The organism is Tardiphaga sp. GW821-FHT12E02 (assembly GCF_058807155.1).
On sequence record NZ_JBXAQK010000001.1, the window covers coordinates 2,903,745 to 2,926,716 of the forward strand.

Annotated in this window: 18 protein-coding genes; 13 read left to right on the top strand and 5 right to left on the bottom strand. The window is 62.4% G+C overall.

Features of this window, described 5'->3' with window-relative positions:
- The first annotated feature begins 114 nt into the window (after positions 1-114).
- Positions 115-1,809, top strand: coding sequence for a methyl-accepting chemotaxis protein (locus AC1RQ5_RS13595; protein ID WP_493199575.1), 1,695 nt, complete (start codon positions 115-117; stop codon positions 1,807-1,809).
- Positions 1,810-1,989: 180 nt separating this feature from the next.
- Positions 1,990-2,316, top strand: a complete 327-nt coding sequence (locus AC1RQ5_RS13600; RefSeq protein ID WP_398477884.1) for a PilZ domain-containing protein — start codon at positions 1,990-1,992, stop codon at positions 2,314-2,316.
- Positions 2,317-2,425: 109 nt separating this feature from the next.
- On the opposite strand, the gene AC1RQ5_RS13605 is transcribed toward AC1RQ5_RS13600, so the two are convergent.
- Complete coding sequence (locus AC1RQ5_RS13605; RefSeq protein ID WP_493199577.1) at positions 2,426-5,569, bottom strand: multidrug efflux RND transporter permease subunit; 3,144 nt, start codon at positions 5,567-5,569, stop codon at positions 2,426-2,428.
- A 3-nt stretch (positions 5,570-5,572) separates the two neighbouring features.
- Positions 5,573-6,721, bottom strand: a complete 1,149-nt coding sequence (locus tag AC1RQ5_RS13610; RefSeq protein ID WP_493199579.1) for an efflux RND transporter periplasmic adaptor subunit — start codon at positions 6,719-6,721, stop codon at positions 5,573-5,575.
- Positions 6,722-7,566: 845 nt separating this feature from the next.
- Between AC1RQ5_RS13610 and exbB the strand changes: the two genes are divergently transcribed.
- The 3 genes from exbB to AC1RQ5_RS13625 are packed head-to-tail and all read left to right on the top strand — an operon-like array spanning position 7,567 to position 9,729.
- Positions 7,567-8,445, top strand: coding sequence for a tonB-system energizer ExbB (exbB, locus tag AC1RQ5_RS13615; protein ID WP_493199581.1), 879 nt, complete (start codon positions 7,567-7,569; stop codon positions 8,443-8,445).
- 2 nt (positions 8,446-8,447) lie between these two features.
- Positions 8,448-8,930: a TonB system transport protein ExbD gene (exbD, locus tag AC1RQ5_RS13620; RefSeq protein WP_493199583.1), complete on the top strand. Its 483-nt coding sequence runs from the start codon at positions 8,448-8,450 to the stop codon at positions 8,928-8,930.
- A 13-nt stretch (positions 8,931-8,943) separates the two neighbouring features.
- Positions 8,944-9,729 (top strand): energy transducer TonB family protein, encoded by a 786-nt coding sequence (locus tag AC1RQ5_RS13625; RefSeq protein ID WP_398477874.1) that lies wholly within the window; start codon positions 8,944-8,946, stop codon positions 9,727-9,729.
- A 151-nt stretch (positions 9,730-9,880) separates the two neighbouring features.
- Here AC1RQ5_RS13625 and AC1RQ5_RS13630 read toward each other — a convergent pair whose 3' ends face one another.
- The 3 genes from AC1RQ5_RS13630 to AC1RQ5_RS13640 form a co-directional block, all read right to left on the bottom strand.
- Positions 9,881-10,627, bottom strand: a complete 747-nt coding sequence (locus AC1RQ5_RS13630) for an SDR family NAD(P)-dependent oxidoreductase (protein WP_493199585.1) — start codon at positions 10,625-10,627, stop codon at positions 9,881-9,883.
- A gap of 197 nt (positions 10,628-10,824) precedes the next feature.
- A complete protein-coding gene (locus tag AC1RQ5_RS13635) occupies positions 10,825-11,559 on the bottom strand; it encodes an SDR family oxidoreductase (RefSeq protein WP_493199587.1) in 735 nt (244 codons plus the stop codon).
- Between the two features lie 214 nt (positions 11,560-11,773).
- The gene (locus AC1RQ5_RS13640; protein ID WP_493199589.1) at positions 11,774-13,600 is read right to left on the bottom strand and encodes an IlvD/Edd family dehydratase; all 1,827 of its coding nucleotides are present in this window, start codon (positions 13,598-13,600) and stop codon (positions 11,774-11,776) included.
- A 231-nt stretch (positions 13,601-13,831) separates the two neighbouring features.
- Here AC1RQ5_RS13640 and AC1RQ5_RS13645 point away from each other — a divergent pair, with 231 nt between their 5' ends.
- The 8 genes from AC1RQ5_RS13645 to AC1RQ5_RS13680 all read left to right on the top strand — a co-directional run bounded on the left by AC1RQ5_RS13645 (position 13,832) and on the right by AC1RQ5_RS13680 (position 22,919).
- Positions 13,832-14,899: an ABC transporter ATP-binding protein gene (locus AC1RQ5_RS13645; protein ID WP_398477866.1), complete on the top strand. Its 1,068-nt coding sequence runs from the start codon at positions 13,832-13,834 to the stop codon at positions 14,897-14,899.
- A 179-nt stretch (positions 14,900-15,078) separates the two neighbouring features.
- The gene (locus AC1RQ5_RS13650; RefSeq protein WP_493199591.1) at positions 15,079-16,404 is read left to right on the top strand and encodes an ABC transporter substrate-binding protein; all 1,326 of its coding nucleotides are present in this window, start codon (positions 15,079-15,081) and stop codon (positions 16,402-16,404) included.
- A gap of 98 nt (positions 16,405-16,502) precedes the next feature.
- Positions 16,503-16,916 carry a RidA family protein gene (locus tag AC1RQ5_RS13655; protein WP_493199593.1) on the top strand — a complete coding sequence of 138 codons (414 nt, stop codon included), beginning with the start codon at positions 16,503-16,505 and terminating at the stop codon, positions 16,914-16,916.
- 21 nt (positions 16,917-16,937) lie between these two features.
- Positions 16,938-17,894 carry a carbohydrate ABC transporter permease gene (locus AC1RQ5_RS13660; RefSeq protein ID WP_211912964.1) on the top strand — a complete coding sequence of 319 codons (957 nt, stop codon included), beginning with the start codon at positions 16,938-16,940 and terminating at the stop codon, positions 17,892-17,894.
- Positions 17,887-18,804: a carbohydrate ABC transporter permease gene (locus tag AC1RQ5_RS13665; RefSeq protein WP_493199595.1), complete on the top strand. Its 918-nt coding sequence runs from the start codon at positions 17,887-17,889 to the stop codon at positions 18,802-18,804. Before AC1RQ5_RS13660 ends, AC1RQ5_RS13665 begins: the two co-directional genes overlap by 8 nt.
- 174 nt (positions 18,805-18,978) lie before the next feature.
- Positions 18,979-19,962: a D-erythronate dehydrogenase gene (denD, locus tag AC1RQ5_RS13670; protein ID WP_398484422.1), complete on the top strand. Its 984-nt coding sequence runs from the start codon at positions 18,979-18,981 to the stop codon at positions 19,960-19,962.
- Positions 19,963-20,210: 248 nt separating this feature from the next.
- Positions 20,211-21,380: an acetyl-CoA acetyltransferase gene (locus AC1RQ5_RS13675; RefSeq protein ID WP_398484424.1), complete on the top strand. Its 1,170-nt coding sequence runs from the start codon at positions 20,211-20,213 to the stop codon at positions 21,378-21,380.
- A 6-nt stretch (positions 21,381-21,386) separates the two neighbouring features.
- The gene (locus tag AC1RQ5_RS13680) at positions 21,387-22,919 is read left to right on the top strand and encodes a class I adenylate-forming enzyme family protein (protein WP_493199596.1); all 1,533 of its coding nucleotides are present in this window, start codon (positions 21,387-21,389) and stop codon (positions 22,917-22,919) included.
- Positions 22,920-22,972 lie beyond the last annotated feature (53 nt).

Here is a 22,972-nt window from a genome sequence, read left to right on the forward strand (position 1 = left end):
GAGGCCGAGGCCCAGTCGGCCACGTCGCCGACGACGCATGATGCGTCTCATTTAAAAAAACAAAATCTCTTCAATCTGACCGCCAACGATCACCGATCGAAGGAATGATGACTCATGTTTTCCAATCTCTCCATTCGCAACAAGATCGCAATTGTCATTTCGCTGCTGCTGTTCGGCATGACCGGCATGGGCATCCTCGCCATTTACAAGATGGGCTACATCAATTCGAAGACTGTCGAGATTCAGCGCAGCTGGCTGCCGAGCGTGCGCGCGCTCGGTGAAATGCGTACGGGCTCAGTGAATTATCGCAGCGTTCTGCGTGGCCACATCTTGTCGGAAACGGCAGAAGCAAAGGCTTCTGCCGAACAGCGCTTGCAGGCGCAGGATGATATCACCACGAAGACCCGGCAGATCTATGAGAAGCTCATCACCTCCGGCGAAGAGCGCGCGATCTATAATCAGTGGGCGCAGGAGTGGGGCGCCTATATGACTGTGGCGAAAGAGGTGCTTGCGCAGTCGCGCGCCACGGCCGCCGGTGTCTTCCCGCGCGAGTCGAACAACCTGAATGACGGCAAGGCCATCCCGCAGGGACAGAAGGCCGATGCGCTGCTGACGCGCCTCGTCAATCTGAACAATGCCGGCGCCGACAAGGCGGGCACGGATGCCGCGGACGATTACAACACGGCTTTCGCGACTATCGCGGCCATCCTCGGCATTTCGGCCATTCTCGGCATCGGCATCGGCATCTATCTGGTGCGCGACGTCTCCGCCGGCATCGCTTCGATCGTGAAGCCGATGCAGGCACTCGGCACCGGCGATCTTACTGCGATCGTTCCGCATCAGGGCATGAAGACCGAGATCGGCACCATGGGTGACGCGCTTCAGGTGTTCAAGCAGGCGCTGATCGACAAGCGTGCAGCGGATCAGGCTGCAGCTGCCGATGCCGAAGCGAAGATCGAGCGTGGTCGCCGTGTCGATGAGATCACGCGCAATTTCGAGACCATGATCGGCGAGATCGTCGAGACCGTGGCCTCGGCCTCGACCGAACTCGAAGCATCGGCTGGCACGCTGACCGCCACCGCCGAGCGCGCCCAGGAACTGACGACGACCGTTGCCGCCGCGTCGGAAGAAGCCTCGACGAATGTACAGTCGGTTGCCTCGGCCACCGAGGAGATGGCATCCTCGGTCAACGAGATCAGCCGTCAGGTGCAGGATTCCGCTGCGATCGCCGGCCAGGCCGTCAATCAGGCGCGCCACACCAATGATCGTGTCGGCCAACTTGCCAGCGCCGCCGCCCGTATCGGCGACGTCGTCGAGCTGATCAACAACATCGCCGGCCAGACCAATCTTCTCGCGCTCAACGCCACTATCGAAGCTGCACGTGCCGGCGATGCCGGCAAGGGCTTTGCGGTGGTCGCGTCCGAGGTGAAGGCGCTGGCTGAACAGACTGCGAAGGCGACCGGCGAAATCTCGACACAGATTGCCGGCATTCAGGCCGCCACGCAGGAATCGGTTAGCGCGATCAAGGAGATCGGCGACACCATCGGCCGCATGTCGGAGATCGCGTCCACCATCGCTTCGGCGGTGGAAGAGCAGGGCGCAGCCACGCAGGAAATCTCGCGCAACGTCCAGCAGGCGGCACAAGGCACCATGCAGGTCTCGTCGAATATCACCGACGTGCAGCGTGGCGCCAGCGAGACAGGCTCGGCCTCGACCCAGGTGCTTTCCGCAGCGCAGTCGCTGTCGTCGGACTCGACCCGCCTGAAGGTCGAAGTGAGCAGCTTCCTCACCGCAGTGCGCGCGGCCTGAGATCCAACGAGTGGAACACCGAAGCCGGCGCATCAGCGCCGGCTTCTATTTTTCAGAGACTCTTAGCAATTTGCTGACAGGGTAGGCTGTACAACTGCAATGCGCAGCCGTTTTTAATGACGACCATTCTCATTTCTTTGTTGCCGCTGGTTTATGCGGACATCCGATTGTCGAGTATTCATGGCGGAAGATATCGCAGGCACCGGTCGGGTCACCTTTGGGCGTGGCTACAATGTCTGGATCATGGGCATCGACGGGACATGGCGGCGCAACTGCGTGCTCACGGCGGTGTCGGCCAATGATGCGGAGCTGACACTGGAGACCTCGATCGAAGGCCTCAATCTGAAAGAGTTCTTCCTGCTGCTGTCTTCGACCGGGCTGGCCTATCGCCGCTGTGAACTCGTCAAGGTCAATGGCGCCCAGATCGATATCCGCTTCATCAGCGCCAAGGCCAATACCAAGAAGAAGTCATCGTCGCGAAACGATAGCGAGATGGCGAGCGCGTGAAGCGTAGGATGGCTTGAGCGCAGGCGCGTTGCGCAGAAGCGCTGCCCATCACTATCAGCACATGAGGTGATGGGTATCGCTTCGCTCAACCCATCCTACGATCATGCGCTTATTCCGCGGCCTGCTTGGCCAGCTCATGCCCGGCCTGCGTTGCGGTCACGGAGCTTTTGGCCCGGCCCCAGCCCGACATCAGGTTCGACAGCCGATCCAGATACACATACACGACGGGCGTGGTGAACAGCGTCAACATCTGGCTGACGATGAGCCCGCCGACCATCGCATAGCCCAGTGGCTGGCGGATTTCCGAGCCCGTTCCCGTCCCGAGCATCAGTGGCACGCCGCCGAGCAATGCCGCCATCGTCGTCATCATGATCGGGCGGAACCGCAGCAGCGCTGCCTTGCGGATCGCGGCTTCGGGCTCGAGATGCTCGTCGCGCTCCGCGGCAATGGCAAAATCCACCAGCATGATGCCGTTCTTCTTCACGATGCCGATCAGCAGGATGATGCCGATCAGCGCGATCAGGCTGAAGTCGAAGCCGAACATCATCAGGATCGCCAGCGCGCCGACGCCCGCCGAGGGCAAAGTGGAAAGGATGGTCAGCGGATGGATATAGCTCTCATAGAGAATGCCGAGGATCAGATAGACCACCACCAGCGCCGCGAGGATCAACAGCGGCACCGTGGAAAGCGATTGCTGGAACGCCTGCGCCGTGCCCTGGAAACTGCCGCGCAAGGTCGCCGGTGCGCCGATCGCCTGCATCGCGTTCTGCACGGCATCCGTCGCCTGGCCGAGCGCTACGCCTTGCGCGAGGTTGAAGCTGATGGTGATCGCCGGGAACTGGCCCTGATGGCTGATCGACAGGGGCCGCACCGGCACTGTGGTCCACTTCGCAAAGGCGGAGAGGGGAACCTGATCGCCGGTGGTCGGTGACTTCAGATAGATCTTGTCCAGCGTATCGAGCTTACCCTGCAGCTCCGGCAGGATTTCCAGGATAACGTGATAGCTGTTCAGCTGCGTGAAGAACTGCGCCACCTGCCGCTGGCCGAAGGCGTCATACAGCGTGTCGTCGATCAGCTGCGGCTGGATGCCGAAGCGCGATGCGGCATCACGATCGATAGCGAGCGTCAGCGTCGTGCCCTTGGTCTGCTGGTCGGTGGCGACGTCGCGCAATTCCGGAAGCGTCTGCATCTTGCTGAGGATCTTCGGCGCCCATTCGTTCAGCTCGGCAAGATTGGCGTCCTGCAGGGTGTATTCGAACTGCGTGCGGGTGGCGCGGCCACCCAGCCGCACATCCTGGGCCGCCTGCATGAACAGACGCGCGCCCTCGACCTTTTCCAGCTGCGGCCGCAGCCGCGCGATGATCTGCTGCGCGCTGGCCGTGCGATCGTCGCGCGGCTTCAGCGTGATGAACATGCGGCCGGCATTGAGCGCGCCGCTATTGCCGCCGATCGACATGGCGACGGTGGCGACGTCGGGATCGGCCTGCACGATCTTGCCGAGCGCCTCCTGATGTTTGCGCATATCGGCAAAGGAAATGTCCTGCGCCGCTTCCGACGTGCCCGTGATCAGGCCTGTGTCCTGCTGCGGGAAGAATCCCTTGGGGATGATGACGAACAGATAGACCGACAGCGCCACCGTGGCGAAGAACACCATCAGCGTGGTCAGGCGCCAGCGCAGCACGAGATCGAGGCCGCGCGCATAGGCGCGCAGCAGGGCATCGAACATGTTCTCGCTGATCTGGTAGAACCGGCCGTGCTTGGCGTGTTTCTCGTCGCGCAGGAAGCGTGAGGCCATCATCGGCGTCAGCGTCAGCGACACCACCAGCGAGACGAAGATCGCCATGGTCAGCGTCACCGCGAACTCGCGGAACAAGCGGCCGATGATGCCGCCCATCATGAGCAGCGGGATCAGCACCGCTACCAGCGAGATCGAGATCGAGACAATGGTGAAGCCTATTTCGCCGGCGCCCTTCATGGCGGCAGCCATCGGCGTCTCGCCTTCCTCGATGTAGCGTGTGATGTTTTCCAGCATCACGATGGCGTCGTCGACCACGAAGCCGACCGAGATGGTCAGCGCCATCAGCGAGAGATTGTCGAGCGTATAGCCGAACACCCACATCAGCGCGCAGGCGCCGAGCAAGGCCAGCGGCACCGTGATGCTGGGAATGATGGTGGCCCAGACATTGCGCAGGAAAACGAAGATCACCATCACCACCAGTGCGATGGTGAGCAACAGTGTGAACTGCACGTCCTGCACGGCGGCGCGGATGGTCTGGGTGCGGTCGCTCAGCACCTTGATCTCGACGGTCGGCGGGATCGCTGCGACGAGCCGCGGCAGCTCGGCCTTGATCTTGTCCACGGTGTCGATGACATTGGCGCCGGGCTGCTTGAAAATAACGAGAAATACGCCGCGCTTGCCATTGGCCCATGCCGCCTGCTTGGCGTCCTCAGGTCCGGTCACTGCATGGCCGATATCGCGCACACGCAGTGGGCCGCCGTTGCGATAGGCGATGATGACGTCGTTCCAGTCCTTCGATTCCGGAAGCTGGTCATTGGCGTAGATCGTGTAGCTGCGCGTCGCGCCGTCGATATTGCCTTTCGGGCTGTCCACCGTCGTCACTGCGAGCTGGGTGCGGATATCTTCGAGCCCGAGGCCCTTGGCGACGAGTTTAGCGGGATCGATCTGCACCCGGATCGCCGGCTTCTGCTGGCCGCCGATGGTCACCTGCGCCACGCCGGTGATCTGGCTGATCTGCTGCGCCAGCTGCGCATCGACGCTGTCGCTGACGGTGGTGATGGGCAGCGTGTCCGATGTGGCCGATAGCAGCATAATCGGCGAGTCTGCCGGGTTCACCTTGCGATAGGTTGGCGGCGAGGGGAGTGTTTTCGGCAATTGCCCGCTGGCGGCGTTGATCGCTGCCTGCACGTCATTGGCGGCGCCGTCGATGGCGCGGTTGAGATCGAACTGGATCGTCACCGCTGCCGTGCCGAGCGAGCTCGACGACGTCATCTGCGCGACGCCGGGGATCTGCGCAAACTGCCGCTCAAGCGGCTGCGCCACCGAGGTCGCCATGGTTTCCGGGCTCGCGCCAGGCAGCGTCGCGGACACCTGGATGGTCGGGAAATCCACCTGCGGCAGCGGTGCCACCGGGAGCAGGGGATAGGCGACGAGGCCAACAAACAGGATGCCGGCCATCAATAGCGAGGTTGCAATGGGATAGCGGATGAACGGTGATGAGATGCCCCCGTTCATGGCTCAGTTTCCTTGCGCTGACGCGACGGCGGATGCCACCACCGAGCCCGGCTGTACTTTGTATTGCCCCGCGACGATCACACGGTCCCCGGGCGTGAGCCCGTCTTCGATCACTGTGCGTCCGTCGATGGAGCGACCGACCTTGATCTTGCGCACTTCGGCCTTGCTATCGGCGCCGACTGCGAAAGCGTAGAGCCCGTCAACACCGTGCTGCACAGCATCATCGGGTACGACGATGGCGTTCTGTAATGTGGTCACGAGCAGCCGTGTCGAGATCGACAGGCCCGGCCACAGCACGTGATCCTTGTTGTCGAACACGGCCTTCAGCCGGATCGTGCCGCTGGTCGTATCGACGGTGTTGTTGACGACCGAGAGCGTGCCCTTCGACAGCAGGCGCTTGCCGTCGCTCGTATAGGCATCGACTTCCAGGGGATTCTTGGCGAGCTGCGCATTGATATCGACGAGATGCTGTTCGGGTGCCGTGAAGATCACCGCGATCGGTTCGAGCTGCGCGATGGTCACGATACCTGTTTGCGTCGAGGCATTGACGATGTTGCCCTGATCGACCTGACGGAAGCCGACCACGCCGGCAATCGGCGCTTTGACGGTGGTGTAGTCGAGCTGCGTCTGCGCATTGGAAATCGCGGCGTCATCGGCGGCGATCAGTGCAGTCACTTGCTGCACCGTTGAACGCTGGGTGTCGGTCTGCTGCCGCGTCGCGAAGTCACCGAGCTTGGTGTAGCGCTGCAGATCGAGATTGGCATTGGCAAGATTGGCTTTGTCCTGTTGCTTCTTCGCCTTCGCCTGATCGAGCGCGGCCTGGAAGGGGCGGGGATCGATCTGCGCGAGCAGGTCGCCTGCCTTGACGATCTGTCCTTCGGTAAAAGCGATGCGATCGATCTGGCCATCGACGCGCGTGCGCACAACGACGGTATTGAAGCCCTGCACGGTGCCGAGGCCGGTGAGATAGACGGGGAAGTCGGACTTCTCGACAGATGCTATCTTCACCGGAACGGGCGCTGGACCGCGTGGCTTGTCCGCCCGCGCCTGTTCCTTGCTGCCGCTGTATTGCCGCAAGGCCGCATATCCGCAGCCGGCCAAAACGGCCAGCAAAATCAAGCTGATCCAGCGAAAACGGGGGCGCGTGGTCATGGCGTGCTCTTTCGGCTTGCGGCAATCTTGCGGCACGGATCATTTTACCCGGCCCAGTTGCAGCTTTGCGGCCAGTTAAAAACCCGGTTCAATTCTGTAAACACACGAGCGCTTGAGAACGTCCATCATTGCAAAAACTTCATCTCTTCAAGTGTTTCTGCATGTTTCCGTGAGGCGCCGAACGCGGTCTTGATTGGCCGTACCAGTGTGAAATGGGGGCTTTCGCCGGTCTTGGACGAAGCAATCCATAGTTGATCAGAACCCCGCAGTTTGCGCGCGGCAGCTCAAAAACGGTGCGGCATCCTTGTGGCGCTCCAGCGGCCGTCTTGCGGCAGCAAAAAATGACACCCTCCAGTTTAGAATGATTTTGATCTGGAGCTATTCAAGCGGAATTGAGTCCATTGAGGTGGGCAAACCACCCGCAATACAGTTAAGGACATGGTGCGTTCGCAGTCGCGATATCGCCTTGAGCGCATCACACACCGTTACTCGATTACGCAGTCGCACGATGAAACCCATCGCCGTCACATATTCAGCTTCATTGCCTTGTGACGGGAGAGCTGCGGGTGAGGGAGATGGGTGCTGCGCTGGTCCAGTTTATTCTGGTTCTAAATTGCAGATCGCAAAACGCATGACAGCAGCCATGCGCGGCGCGACTTTTGCAAAGCGGTGCGGCATGATACGGCATGCGCGCGCGCAACGCTCACTGTTCGATTTCGATGGCGCGCTACACTTTCGTGTCGAGCGCTGCCGAAACGGCGAAGCTGAAACGGCCGCATTGGCCGGTTTGATCGAAATCCTGTCTGCTACTGGGCCGAGGTACAATCTTGTTTAGAAACGTTCTTATGTTGCTGGCTGCGCTGGCGACGGTCTGGTTCGCATCGCCACTCATCGCGCAGCAGGCGACACCGCCTGCGGCTCCGGCAGCTGCTGCACCCGCAGTGCCTGCAGTCACGCAAAATTCTCCGGCTGCACCGGCGCTGGTCAGCCCGGCAGTCGAAGCCGCCGCCAAGGCGCCTGTCGCCACCGGCGAGCATGACCTGTCGCCATGGGCGATGTTTATGGGCGCGGATATCATCGTCAAAGCCGTCATGGTCGGTCTCGCACTCGCATCGGTGCTGACCTGGACCGTGGGCATCTTCAAGTTCATGGAGCTGACCTATTCGACCAACCGCCTGAAGAGCGCGCTCCGCAAGATCGGCGAAGCACGTTCGCTCGCCGAAGCGCAGATCGCGCTCGGCGACAAGAAGACGGTGCTGTCGCGCCTGCTTGCCGCGGCGCTGCGCGAGGGCAAGATGTCCGCCGGCATTTCCAGCGATGAGGGCATCAAGGAGCGCGCGGCATCGAGCTTTGGCGAAATCGTTCGCGCTGAAGGCCGCAAGGTCCGCACCGGCATGGGCGCGCTCGCGACCATCGGCGCGATCTCGCCTTTCGTCGGCCTGTTCGGCACCGTTTGGGGCATCATGAACAGCTTTATCGGCATCTCGAAGTCACAGACGACGAACCTCGCCGTCGTCGCACCAGGCATCGCCGAAGCGCTGCTCGCAACGGCCATCGGCCTCGTTGCGGCTATTCCTGCGGTGATCATCTACAATCACTTCGCCCGCGTGACGAAGAACTACATGGAGATCGTCGGCCGTGCGCAGGGCGCGTCGGGCCGTCTGCTGTCGCGCGATCTCGATCGCACCCATTCCAGCGCCCACATGCGCGCAGCGGCTGAATAATCATGGGTATGTCGCTTTCCGAAGGTTCGGGTGATGACGATTTCGAGGAAAACCACGAAATCAACGTCACTCCCTTCATCGATGTCATTCTGGTGCTGCTGATCATCTTCATGGTGGCGGCACCGCTATCGACCGTCGATCTGCCGATCAACCTCCCGACCTCGACCGTCGCGCCGCAGAAGAAGCCGGACAAGCCGACTTATGTCAGCATCAAGCCGGATCTTGCGGTGGCCATCGGCGAGGATATGGTGAAACGCGTCGATCTGATCAGCCGTCTGGATTCCATGGAGAACGGCAACAAGGATCGCCCGATCTTCTTGCGCGTCGATCGCGCCGTGCCTTACGGCGAGTTCTTCGATGTGATGGAGCGCCTGCGCGCCGGCGGCTACACCAAGACCAAGCTTGTGGCACTCGAAGGCGTGGCCGCAGCAGGTGCCGCACCCGCACCGGGCGCCGTGCCGCCGGCTGCCTCGCAGCAGCCCTGACGTCGGAAGCATTATGTCGGAGCTCGATCGAAACACGTCCTGGCGCATGTGGCTGATCGCGGCGGTTTGCGCCGTGACGCTGCATGTCGGCGGCATCGCTGCGGCCGTCTACGAGATGCAGCAGGAAGAGGACGCCGACGGCCTCGGTGCCAATGCCATCGAAGTCGGCATGGAGATGGTGTCGCCGGACGTCGAGCAGACCGACCTGCCGCAGGGCCCGGACTCCGAAGCCTCGGCCGCGTCGCCGGCCGTGCAGGAGCAGAAGGCGGTCGAGAAGGAAAGCGATCTTCCCAAGGAGACGCCGCACGAGAGTGAAGAGCCGGACATGGCTGTCACCGAGAACAAGGCGAACAAGCCCGAGGAAGAGACGCCCGAGAAAGCCCAGAAGCAGCAGCAGGCCTCGCAGGAATCCGTCGCTTCGGAAGCTGCCGCGCAGCAGAAGCTCGATGAGTCCAAGACCGGCGAGAAGGCGCAAGCCGTGAACACCGGCATGGGCACCGACAAGAAGCGCCTGTCCACCGTCTGGGCCAAGCAGCTCTCGGCCTATCTGGAAAAGAACAAGCGCTATCCCACCGAACGCCAGCAGAAGGCGGCCGAGGTGATGGTGAATTTCGAGATCGACCGCGTCGGCAAGGTGCTGGCCGTGCGCGTCGTGAAGGGCTCCGGCGATGCCGCCTTCGACGAGGCCGCCATCGCCATGGTCCGCCGCTCGGATCCGCTGCCGCCGCCGCCGGCGCTGATCGCCGATGACGGGCTGAGCTTTACGGTGCCTGTGATCTTCCGGGTGAAGAAGGGGTAGCTTCGGGACGGCGTGTCCCGTTGCCGGTTTATCCCATTGTCATCGCCCGGCTTGACCGGGCGATCCAGTAGATGTCGAGATCAGTGATCGTGCCGCAACGCTTGCGTGCACTGGATCCCCGCTTTCGCGGGGATGACAGTCGTCATGCAATTCAGTACGTCGCCCGACCGCCCGAAATATCGAACACGGCACCCGTCGAGAACGCGCAATCCTCCGACGCAAGCCAGGCGGCCATTGCGGCGAGTTCCTGCACCAGCACGAAACGGCCTTTCGGAATTTTCGACAGCATGAAGTTGATGTGCTGCTCGGTCATCTGATCGAAGATCGCGGTCTTCGCGGCGGCCGGCGTGATGGCGTTCACATTGATCTCGGTATTGGCCAGCTCCTTGCCGAGCGATTTTGTCAGGGCGATCAGGGCGGCCTTCGATGCCGAATAATGCGAGGCGTTCGGGTTGCCTTCCTTGCCGGCGACGGAGGCGATGTTGACGATGCGGCCGTAGCCGTTCTTTTGCATCACGGGCACCACGGCCTTGCAGCACAGGAACGGGCCATCGAGATTGATGCGCATCACACGGCGCCAGTCGTCATAGTCGATTTCCCACACCGGCTTGTTGAAGCCGGTGATGCCTGCGTTGTTGACGAGGATGTCGATCTTGCCGAATTCCTGCAACGTCGCATCGCGGCCGGCGTCAATCGAGGCGGCGTCGGTGACGTCCACTTTAAGGGCAATGACGTCGTCGCCGATCTCGCGCGCGGTCTTGACGGCGAGATCGATGTCCTGATCCCAGATCGCGACCTTGGCGCCGGAGGCGACGAAGCGTTCGGTGATGGCGCGGCCAAAGCCCTGGGCGCCGCCAGTGACCACGGCGCTGCGGCCGGAGAGGTCGATCTTGTTCATGATGCGATGTCCTTGTTTGAAGGTGATGAAGCGACGGCCTCTCGCTCCCTCGCCCCGCGTCTTCGCGGGGAGAGGGCGGGGTGAGGGGCTCTTCGATCCGCAAGCTCAATGTTTGCAATGAGCCGCGTGCCTCGCCCCTCACCCGCCGCGAAGACGCGGCGACCTCTCCCCGCGCAAGATGCGGGGAGAGGTTAAGGTCAGAGCGTCCAGCCGCCGTCGATGATGTGGGCGACGCCGGTGGTGAAGCTGCTCTCATCACTGGCAAGATAGACGGCGAGGGCGGCGATCTCATCCGCCGTGCCGAGGCGGCCCATGGGCTGGCGGCTCACGAACATCTCGCGGCCGTTCGGGCCGGCGGCGGCGGCGCGGTCGAGCATCGAGGGTGTCTCGATGGTGCCGGGGCAGATGGCGTTACAGCGGATGCCCTTGGTGATGTAGTCCACCGCGACGGCACGAGTGAGGGCGGCGACGGCCGCTTTGGTGGCGCCATAGACATAGCGGTTCGGCGCGGCCTTGTAGACGCCGGCAGCCGAGGAGATGTTGACGATCGAGCCGTGGCCGCGCGCGAGCATGCCGGGCAGGAAAGACCGGATGGTCCGGTGCATCGACTTGACGTTGAGGTCGAAGGAGAAATCCCAGTCGGCATCGGAGCAGTTCAGCGCGTCGCCGTGATGCACGAAGCCGGCCGCGTTGAGCAGGATGTCGATGTCACCGACTTTTTTCGCCATGGCTTCGACGGCGGCGGTGTCACGCACGTCAAGCTTTGCCGTTTCAACGACGCCGTCCTTGGTGAGAAGGGCGACGCCTTTTTCGTCAAGGTCGGTGGCGATGACGGTCGCGCCTTCGCGGGCGAAGGCCAGCGCGCAAGCACGGCCGATGCCGACTGCGCCCGCAGTGACGAAGGCACGCTTGCCTTTGAGGCGGTTGGACATGGGGAGTCTCCCTGAAGATTGTTGTTTGTTACTTGCTTCGTCGTGTTTCGCGATGGCGGTGCGCTCCCTCGCCCCGCACTTGCGGGGAGAGGGCGGGGTGAGGGGCTCTTGCCGCGGGCTCCGTCGGAGCGTCGCTGAAGCTCCCCCTCACCCGACTTCCGCGCGCTGCGCGCACTCCAGTCGATCTCTCCCCGCAAGCGGGGAGAGGTTAAGATCAGTGATTATGCCGCGCGGTCCCGATGGTCCCGGCGATATCCCGATAGCGGGTTGCCAGTTCGAGGCAGGCGCCGGTGGATTGCTGGCCCACCGTGTTGCGATAGAGCTCCTGCCAGGGGGTCTGGTGCGCGGGATAGGCGAAGCCACCCTTGGCCATCAGCTCCGCGCGGCGACGCTTCAGCTCCTCATCGGAAATCAGGATGTTAGCCGATCCCTTGTTGAGGTCGATGCGCACCATGTCGCCGGTCTGCAGGATGGCGAGACCGCCATTGGCTGCCGCTTCCGGCGAGGCATTCAGGATCGATGGCGAGCCGGACGTGCCCGACTGGCGACCGTCGCCGATACAGGGGAGCGAAAGAATACCGCGTTTGATCAGGGCGGCCGGTGGCTGCATGTTCACGACTTCGGCCCCGCCGGGATAGCCGATCGGGCCGGTGCCGCGCACGAACAGGATGCAGTGCTCGTCGATATTGAGTGCTTCATCGTCGATGCGGTCGTGGTAATCCTCCGGCCCCTCGAACACGATGGCGCGGCCTTCAAAGGCGTTGAGATCCTTCGGATTGATCAGATAGCGATCGCGAAACTCCTTGGAGATCACCGAGGTCTTCATGATCGCGGAATCAAACAGATTTCCGCGCAGCACGAGGAAGCCGGCATCCGCCACCAGTGGCTTGTCATAGGACCAGATCACGTCATTATCCGGCTTCGGCGATGCGGCGCAGTTTTCACCCATCGTCTTGCCGTTCACCGTCACCACATCCTCATGGATGCGCTTGTGCTGCATCAGCTCGCGCACCACCGAAGGCACGCCGCCGGCGCGGTGATATTCCTCGCCGAGATAGAAGCCGGCCGGCTGCATGTTCACCAGCAGCGGCACGTCATGGCCGACAGTCTGCCAGTCGTCGATAGAGAGTTCGACGCCGATATGGCGGGCCAATGCGTTGATGTGGATCGGCGCATTGGTGGAGCCGCCGATGGCCGAATTGACCACGATGCAGTTCTCGAACGCCTTTCGCGTCAGGATGTCGGATGGCTTGAGATCTTCCCACACCATGTCGACGATGCGCATGCCGGTCTCATAGGCAATCTGGCCGCGCTCGCGATAGGGCGCGGGGATCGCAGCACAGCCGGGCAGGGACATGCCCAGGGCTTCCGCCAGCGAATTCATGGTCGAGGCTGTGCCCATGGTGTTGCAATGGCCGACCGACGGCGCCGACGAAGCCACCAGCGTCATGAATTCCTCATAGTCGATCTCGCCGGCGGCGAGGCGCTCGCGCGACTTCCACACCACGGTGCCGGAGCCGGTGCGCTGCCCGTCGTGCCAGCCATTCAGCATCGGTCCGCCGGACAGCACGATGGCGGGCAGGTTGACGGTGGCCGCCGCCATCAGGCAGGCCGGCGTGGTCTTGTCGCAGCCCGTGGTGAGCACGACGCCGTCGAGGGGATAGCCGAACAGGACTTCGACGAGGCCGAGATAAGCGAGGTTGCGATCGAGGGCGGCGGTCGGTCGCTTGCCGGTTTCCTGGATCGGATGCACCGGAAACTCCATCACCAGGCCTCCGGCGGCGGTGATGCCTTCACGCACGCGCTTTGCCAGCTCGATGTGATGGCGATTGCAGGGCGACAGGTCGTTGCCAGTCTGCGCGATGCCGATGATCGGCTTGCCAGATTGTAGTTCGTGGCGCGTCAGGCCGTAATTCAGATAGCGCTCAAGATAGAGAGCGGTCATTCCGGGATTGTGGGGATCGTTGAACCATTCGCTCGAACGAAGTTTACGCTTGGTGGACCCTGGCGTCGGCGAGGGGCTATTCGGCTTGGTCATCATTTCTCCCGCAGCGCACACTTTTGTGATGGTGCGTCGTCTCTTTTGATTGGTGGCGAATGTTTGCACGGCATTGAATGCTTCGCAACGTTTGCATCCGCGAGAATTTTCTACGACTATGATCCAACGACATCCCGCCAGAAAGATGGTAGGATGTCAGACAAGTAAGAACAGGCGGCCCCGCACAAGCGGAGGGCGTTGTCTCGAAAATCGGGACTTTTGGGAGGGAAATGTATGGCGTCCGTGCAGATTCACGACGTGCGTAAGTCTTTTGGCGGCTTTGAAGTTCTTCACGGCGTATCCGTCCCCATCGAGGACGGCGAATTCGTGGTGCTGGTCGGACCAAGCGGCTGCGGTAAATCCACATTGCTGCGCATGCTCGCAGGTCTGGAAAAGATCACCTCCGGGACGATTTCCATCGGCGATCGCGTCGTCAACGATGTGCAGCCGAAAGAGCGCGACATCGCCATGGTGTTCCAGAATTATGCGCTCTATCCGCACATGACGGTGGCCCAGAATATGGGCTTTTCGCTCAAGCTGCGCGGGGCCAAGCAGAGCGAGATAGACGAGAAGGTCAATCGCGCTGCCGATATTCTCGATCTGCGACGGCTGCTCGAGCGTTATCCCCGACAATTGTCGGGCGGTCAGCGCCAGCGCGTCGCCATGGGCCGCGCCATCGTGCGCGATCCCCAGGTGTTTTTGTTCGACGAGCCGCTGTCGAATCTCGATGCCAAGCTGCGCGTCGCCATGCGCGCCGAGATCAAGGAGCTGCATCAGCGGCTCAAGACCACCACCGTCTATGTAACCCATGACCAGATCGAGGCCATGACCATGGCCGACAAGATCGTGGTGATGCAGGACGGAATCGTCGAGCAGATGGGCGCGCCGCTCGAGCTGTATGATCATCCCGAGAACAAGTTCGTGGCCGGATTCATCGGATCGCCGGCGATGAATTTCCTCGAAGGGACGCTGAAGGTGAATGGCGGGCAGCCATGGGTCGAGACGGCGAACGGCGCAAAGCTGCCGATCACGGCGGCACCTGCGGCCGGCAATGACAAGTCCGTGACCTATGGCATCCGGCCGGAGCATCTCGAATTCGCCGACGATGGCATCGAGGCCGAGGTGATCGTCGTGGAGCCGATGGGCTCGGAGACACAGGTTGTTGCGCGTATCGGCACCCAGGACATCATCGCGATCTTCCGTGATCGTCGTCCGGTGGCGCCAGGTGACAAGATCCATCTGAAGCCGCGCGCGAATTCGGCGCATCTGTTCGACAAGGAGACCGGCAAGCGGGTGAACTGAGCTCGGTGTCGTCCCCGCGAAAGCGGGGGCCCATAGCTGCCGTCGTTGTTGCGACGCGCAGCTGTGAGAGGCCGAGCGCAAACTGAGATGTCTGAGGTTATGGGTCCCCGCCTTCGCGGGGACGACAAGTGAAAACATTGGTCGATCAACGAACCAATATAACAGGGAGAGAATGCAAGATGACTGGATTTACCCCGGATCGCCGATCTCTGCTCAAAGGCGGCGCGCTGACGCTCGCGGCGGCAGCGACCATGTCGGCCGATCAGCTGCTCGGCTATGCCAAGGCGTGGGCGCAGGCCTCGCAGTGGAAGCCGGAAGCCGGCGCAAAGATCAATCTGCTGCGCTGGAAGCGCTTCGTCGAGGCCGAAGACGCGGCCTTCATGAAGATCGTCGATGCCTTCTCCAAGGCCACCGGCGTCACCATCACCGTGTCGAACGAATCCTATGACGACATTCAGCCGAAGGCATCCGTCGCGGCGAATACCGGGCAGGGCCTCGACATGGTGTGGGGCCTGTATTCGTTGCCCTTCCTGTTCCCGACCAAGTGCCTCGACGTCACCGACGTCGCCACCTATCTCGGCAACAAGAATGGCGGCTGGGCGGAGTCCGGCAAGCAATACGGCATGTATAACGGCAAGTGGATCGGTCTGCCGGTCGCGGCCACCGGCGGTCTGGTCAATTACCGCGTCGCCGCCGCCGAGAAGGCCGGCCACAAGACCTTCCCGGAAGACCTCGCAGGCTTCCAGGATTTGGTGAAGGGCCTCAACAAGAACGGCACCCCGGCCGGCATGGCGCTCGGCCACGCCTCGGGCGATGCCAACGGCTGGGTGCACTGGGCGCTCTGGGCCCATGGCGGCAAGCTGATCGACAAGAGCAACAAGGTCACGATCAATTCGCCGGAAACCGCGAAGTCGCTGGAATATGTGAAGTCGCTCTATGACAACTTCATTCCCGGCACGGCGTCGTGGAACGACTCGTCGAACAACAAGGCGTTCCTGGCCGGCCAGCTGCATCTGACCACCAACGGCATCTCGGTCTATGTGACGGCGAAGAAGGAAGCCCCGCAGATTGCCGAGGACATGAACCACGCCCATCTGCCGAAGGGCATGGACGGCAAGCGACGCGAGCTGCATCTCGGCTTCCCGGTGCTGATCTTCACCTTCACCAAGTTCCCGAACGCCTGTAAGGCGTTTGCGGCCTTCATGATGGAGCCGGAGCAGTTCAATCCGTGGGTGGAATCGGCACAGGGCTATCTGTCGCCGTTCCTGCTCGCTTTCGAGAAGAACCCGATCTGGACCGCCGATCCGAAGAACACGCCGTATCGCGACGTGGCCTCGACGGCATCGACGCCTGCGGGCGAGGCGCAGATGAGCGAGAACGCGGCGGCGGCAATCGCCGACTTCGTGGTCGTCGACATGTACGCCAATTACTGTACGGGCCGTGAAGACGTGAAGACCGCGATGGCGTCCGCCGAGCGGGCGGCGAAGCGTATCTTCCGCGCATAGGGACGGCAGTTCTTTAGCGGAAGACTTGCCGGCGCGGAGCGACCCGCGCCGGCCACTTTCCAGAGCGGCATCAAGCCGCCTGACTGATGGGAATGGGAATGCCAGAGATCGACACCAAAACAATTCTGCCCGAAGGCTGGAGCCGGCCGCGCGGTTTCGCGCATGCGGTGGTGTCCGGTGGCACGCGTAGCGTCCGCATCTCCGGGCAGCTCGGCAAGAAGGACGGGCAGGGCGACGTCTCCGCGTCCTCGGATTTCGGCACGCAATGGCGCTACGCCATGGAGAATCTTGTCACCGTGCTGAAGGCGGCGGGCGGCGAGCCGAAGCAGATCGTGATGCTGCGCGCCTATGTCACCGACATCACGGAATTCAAGAGCGCCGGCTCCGCCATTGGCGAAGCCTGGGGCGCGACGCTTGGCAAACATTTCCCGGCGATGACGCTGGTGCAGGTCTCGGCCTTGATCGATCCGCAGGCGCGGGTGGAGATCGAGGGCGAGGCGATCCTGCCGTAACCGGACTGGAGTTCTCTTCGAATGACGACGATCCAGACATCGATGCCGGTGGGGAAGGTGATCCCCAAAACCTCTGCCTGGGACCGCTTGCGGGTGAACCGTAACTGGCTGGCGCTGTGGTTCATGCTGCCGGCCGCTGCCTTCCTGCTGCTGTTTCTCGCCTATCCGCTGTTCCTCGGCGTCTGGATGAGTTTCACCGACGACCGCATCGGCCGCGGTGGCGTCTTTGTCGGCCTCGAGAATTACGAGTGGTTGAAGGACGACTCGATCTTCTGGCTCTCGGTGTTCAACACGCTGCTCTATACGATCGTGGCGTCCGCCATCAAATTCGCCGTCGGCCTCTATCTCGCGCTGCTGCTCAACCGCCATATGCCGTTCAAGGCGCTGATCCGCGCCGCAGTGCTGATCCCGTTCATCGTGCCGACGGTCCTGTCCGCCATCGCCTTCTGGTGGATCTACGACTCGCAGTTTTCGATCATCTCGTGGTCGCTGATCAAGATGGGCATCATCGACAGCAACATCAACTTCCTCGGCGACAGCACATGGGCCCGCGCCAGCGTGATCTTCGCCAATATCTGGCGCGGCGTGCCCTTCGTCGCCATCACGCTGCTGGCCGGCCTGCAGACGGTGTCGCCCTCGCTCTATGAAGCGGCGGTGCTGGATGGCGCGACATCCTGGCAGCGCTTCCGCTTCATCACCTATCCGCTGCTGACACCGATCATCGCCGTCGTGATGACGTTCTCGGTGCTGTTCACCTTCACCGACTTCCAGCTGATATGGGCACTGACCCGCGGTGGCCCGGTGAACGCCACCCATCTGATGGCGACGCTGAGCTATCAGCGCGGCATTCTCTCGGGCCGTCTCGGCGAGGGCGCCGCCATCGCCACCGCCATGATCCCGTTCCTTCTGGCAGCCATCGCCATTTCCTGGTTCGGCATGCAACGCCGTAAGTGGCAGCAAGGTACTGACAATGACTGAAGCCGTCGCCGACACCGCGCGCACCGCGCCGCTCAAGCTGGACAAGGACGACTCCACCGAGGGCATGGCCTATCTGGATTCGCTGCCCCAGCGCATCGTCACGCTCTATATCCCGCTGTTCATCATCGTGGTGATCCTGCTGTTCCCGTTCTACTGGATGGCGCTCACCTCGATCAAACCCGACGAGCAGCTGATCGACATGGAGCGGTTCAACCCGTTCTGGGTGATCAAGCCGACCTTTAAACACATCCAGAAACTGCTGTTCGAGACCAACTATCCGCAGTGGCTCTGGAACACGATGTATGTGGCAGCGGCGGCGACGTTCCTGTCCATCGTCGCCAGTGTGCTGGCTGCATACGCTATCGTGCGGCTGCGCTTCCGCGGCGCCGAAACGGTGGGCGCGCTGATCTTCATGGCCTATCTGGTGCCGCCGTCGATCCTGTTCATCCCGTTGGCCTCGGTCATCCAGGCCTATGGCCTGTTCGACTCGCCGCTGTCGCTGATCCTGGTCTATCCGACGCTCTTGATCCCGTTCTCCACCTGGCTCTTGATGGGCTATTTCAAGACCATCCCGTTCGAGCTGGAAGAGTGCGCCCTGATCGATGGCGCCTCGCGCTGGCAGATCCTGATCAAGATCATCATTCCGCTGGCGGTGCCCGGCCTGATCTCGGCTTTCATTTTCTCCTTCACGCTGTGCTGGAACGAGTTCATCTATGCGCTGACGTTTTTGCAGTCGACGCAGAACAAGACCGTGCCGGTGGCCATCGTCAATGAATTCGTCGATGGTGATATCTACAAATGGGGATCGCTGATGGCCGGCGCGCTGGTCGGCTCGCTGCCGCTGGTGATCCTGTATGCATTCTTCGTGGAGCACTATGTGTCGGCGATGACGGGCGCGGTGAAGGAATAACCCGGTGTCGTCCCCGCGAAGGCGGGGACCCATAGCCTCCGTCCTCTCGGCTGAAGCTGGGTAGCAGAGGCCTTTGTATCATTCGCTGGCTCTGAGGGTATGGGTCTCCGCCTTCGCGGGGACGACAGCCGAGAGGCCGTCGGCGCATCATCAATCAAGAAAAGGAAACATCCCTTGCACATCCTCATTCTCGGCGCCGCCGGCATGGTCGGCCGCAAGCTCACCGACAAGCTCGTGGCCGATGGCCGCCTCGGCAACACAGACATCACCCGCCTGACGCTGCAGGACGTGGTCGCGCCGGCCAAGCCCGCGACCGCCATCCCGACCGAAACCGTCACCTCCGATTTCTCCGATCCCAAGAGCGCGCCGGCGCTGGTCGCAGGCAAGCCCGACGTCATCTTCCATCTCGCCGCCATCGTGTCGGGCGAGGCGGAGGCGGATTTCGACAAGGGCTATCGCATCAATCTCGACGGCACGCGCTTTCTCATCGACGCCATCCGCGCCGTCGGTGACGGCTACAAGCCGCGTCTGGTATTCACCTCGTCCATTGCCGTGTTCGGCGCACCGTTCCCCGACAAGATCGGCGACGAATTCATCCATACGCCGCTGACCTCCTACGGCACCCAGAAGTCGATCTGCGAGATGCTGATCGCCGACTACACCCGCAAGGGCCTGCTCAATGGCATCGGCATTCGCCTGCCGACCATCTGCGTGCGTCCGGGCGCGCCCAACAAGGCAGCCTCCGGCTTCTTCTCCAATATCCTGCGCGAACCGCTGGCCGGTAAGGAGGCGATCCTGCCGGTGTCCGAAGACGTTCGCCACTGGGTGGCGTCGCCGCGCTCGGCGACCGGGTTCCTGGTTCATGCCGGTAGCATGGATCTTGAAGCCATGGGCCCGCGGCGCAATCTCTCGATGCCCGGCATGTCCGTCACCGTGGGCGAGCAGATCGCGGCGCTGGATCGCGTGGCAGGCAAGAATGTCGTCGCCCGCATCAAGCGCGAGACTGATCCGGTCATCACCGGCATCGTCTCCGGCTGGCCGCGCGATTTCGATACGGCACGTGCGCTGAAACTCGGCTTCACCACGGCGGAGAAGACGTTCGACGACATCATCCGGATCCATATCGAGGATGAACTCGGCGGGAAGTTTGTGGACTGAGCGGCGCTCTCCTGCAAACGCAGTCCCTCATCCTGAGGAGCCGCGTAGCGGCGTCTCGAAGGATGGCCGCAGGCCCCCAGCCCGGTCATCTCATGGTTCGAGACGGTGCTGCGCGCCTCCTCACCATGAGGGACGGCGTGTGGCGGGCTTCATGCAGGTCCGTCATGTCATCGCACCGGGGTGGATTCCACCTCGCACCGGTCTATATTCTCCCCAACCGCAAATCGGACCACATCGGGAGAACGACCATGACTGCCAGCATCGTTGGATGGGCGCATATGCCCTTCGGAAAGTTCGACGCCGAGACCGTCGAGAGCATGGTGGTCCGCGTCGCCACCGAGGCCATGGCCGATGCCGGCATCAGCGCATCGGATGTCGATGAAATCGTGCTCGGCCATTTCAATGCCGGCTTCTCGCCGCAGGATTTCACGGCCTCGCTGGTGCTGCAGGCCGATCCGGCGTTGCGCTTTAAGCCCGCCACCCGCGTCGAGAATGCCTGTGCCACTGGCTCCGCTGCCGTACATGCGGGGATCAAGTCGATCGCCGCCGGCACGGCGAAGATCGTGCTGGTGGTCGGCGTCGAGCAGATGACCAAAACGCCGGGGCCGGAGATCGGCAAGAACCTGCTGCGCGCCTCCTATCTGCCGGAAGACGGCGAGACCCCCGCGGGCTTTGCCGGCGTGTTCGGCGGCATCGCGCAAAAATACTTCCAGAAATATGGCGACCAGTCCGATGCGCTGGCGCTGATCGCCGCCAAGAACCACGCCAATGGCGTGCACAATCCCTATGCGCAGATGCGCAAGGATTTTGGCTTCGAATTCTGCCGCTCCGAGAGCGAGAAGAACCCGTTCGTCGCAGGACCGCTGAAGCGTACCGATTGCTCGCTGGTGTCGGATGGCGCCGCGGCGCTGGTGCTGACCGACAGCGAGACGGCCAAGACCATGGGCAAGGCTGTGAACATCAAAGCCACCGGCCATGCGCAGGATTTCCTGCCGATGTCCAAGCGCGACATCCTCGAATTCGAGGGCTGCACCGTGGCATGGCAGAAGGCGCTCAAGACCGCAGGCGTCGAGCTCGGCGATCTCTCCTTCGTCGAGACCCATGACTGTTTCACCGTGGCCGAACTGATCGAATATGAAGCGATGGGCCTGACCCCGCGCGGGCAGGGTGCCCGCGCCATCAAGGAAGGCTGGGTGCAGAAGGATGGCAAGCTGCCGGTCAATCCGTCCGGCGGCCTCAAGGCCAAGGGCCATCCGATCGGCGCCACCGGCGTCTCCATGCATGTGCTGAGCGCGATGCAGCTGCTGGGGCAGGCGCCCGAGGGCATGCAGATCAAGAATGCCAAACTCGCCGGCATCTTCAATATGGGTGGCGCGGCGGTGGCGAATTACGTCTCGATCCTGGAGCCGGCGAAGTAAGTCGCCATGAATATCGCCCAATGGCTTGCGGCGTCGGCGCGTCTGCATCCGCAGGCGCCGGCGCTGCTGAGTGGCACCACGGTGCAGGCTGACTACGCGACCTTCGCGCATCGTGCCGCGGCGATCGGTGCAGGGCTGGTGCGTGACTACGGCATCGCGCCCGGCGATCGTGTCGCGTTGTTCGCATCGAACTGCACGCAATATCTCGAATGCCTGTATGCGGTGTGGTGGATTGGCGGCGTCGTCATCCCCATCAATGCCAAGCTGCATGGCCGCGAGGCCGCGTGGATCTGCGACAATGCCGGCGCGCGGCTTGCGCTCGTCGATGGTGACAGCCACGACAGTCTCGTTGCGGTGACAGAGGATCTGCCGACGGCGATGCAGATGCTGTCGATGGAGAGCGAAACCTTTCACGACCTGCAGCACGGGGAGCCCGGCGCGGCCGTGCCGCTCGCGCGCGACGATCATGATCTGGCGTGGCTGTTCTACACCTCCGGAACGACAGGCCGGCCGAAGGGCGTGATGCTCAGCCATGGCAATCTGGTTGCGGCCTCGCTGTGCTATCTCGCCGATGTCGACCAGGTGCATCAGCGCGATGCGATCCTTTATGCCGCGCCGATCTCGCATGGCGCCGGCCTGTATAATTTCATCCATGTCCGCATGGCGGCGCGCCACGTCGTGCCCGAGAGCCAGGGCTTTGACCCTGATGAAGTGCTCGATCTCGGCAAGGTGCTTGGCGATGTCGCGATGTTTGCGGCGCCCACCATGGTGCGCCGTCTCGTCGATGCCGCGAAGAAGCGCGGTGAGGCGGGCGAGGGTATCCGCACCATCGTCTATGGCGGCGGGCCGATGTATCTCGCCGATATCCGCGATGCGATCAGCACCATGGGCCAGCGCTTCGTGCAGATCTATGGCCAGGGTGAATCGCCGATGACGATCACCTCGCTGCCGCGCGCGTTTCATGCGGATGTCGATCACCCGCGCTATCTCGAACGGCTGGCCTCGGTCGGTCCGGCGCAGAGCGTGATGTCGGTGCGGATCACCGATGCCGATGGCAGGCCGCTTCCCACCGGCGAGACCGGTGAGGTCGAGGCCAGGGGGCCGGCGGTCATGCTGGGCTACTGGAACAATGACAAGGCCAACAGCGAGACGCTGAAGGACGGCTGGCTCCGCACCGGCGATGTCGGCCGGCTGGATGCGGATGGTTTCCTCACGCTGTCGGACCGCTCCAAGGATGTCATCATCTCGGGCGGCACGAACATCTATCCGCGCGAGGTGGAGGAGGCGTTGCTGACGCATCCCGCCGTGCGGGAAGTCTCGGCCATCGGCGTCGCCGAACCCGATTGGGGCGAGGTGGTGGTCGCCTGCGTGGTGCTGGAGCCGGGCGTGGCCGCGGATGACGCGGCGCTGGATGCGCATTGTCTCGCCAATATCGCCCGCTTCAAGCGGCCCAAGCGCTATGTCTATCTGGATGCGCTGCCGAAGAACAATTACGGCAAGGTGCTGAAGACCGAGCTGCGGGAGATGATGAAGAAGTAGCTCTCCTTGTCGTCACCCGGCTTGACCGGGTGACCCAGTACACGCCGAAGTTG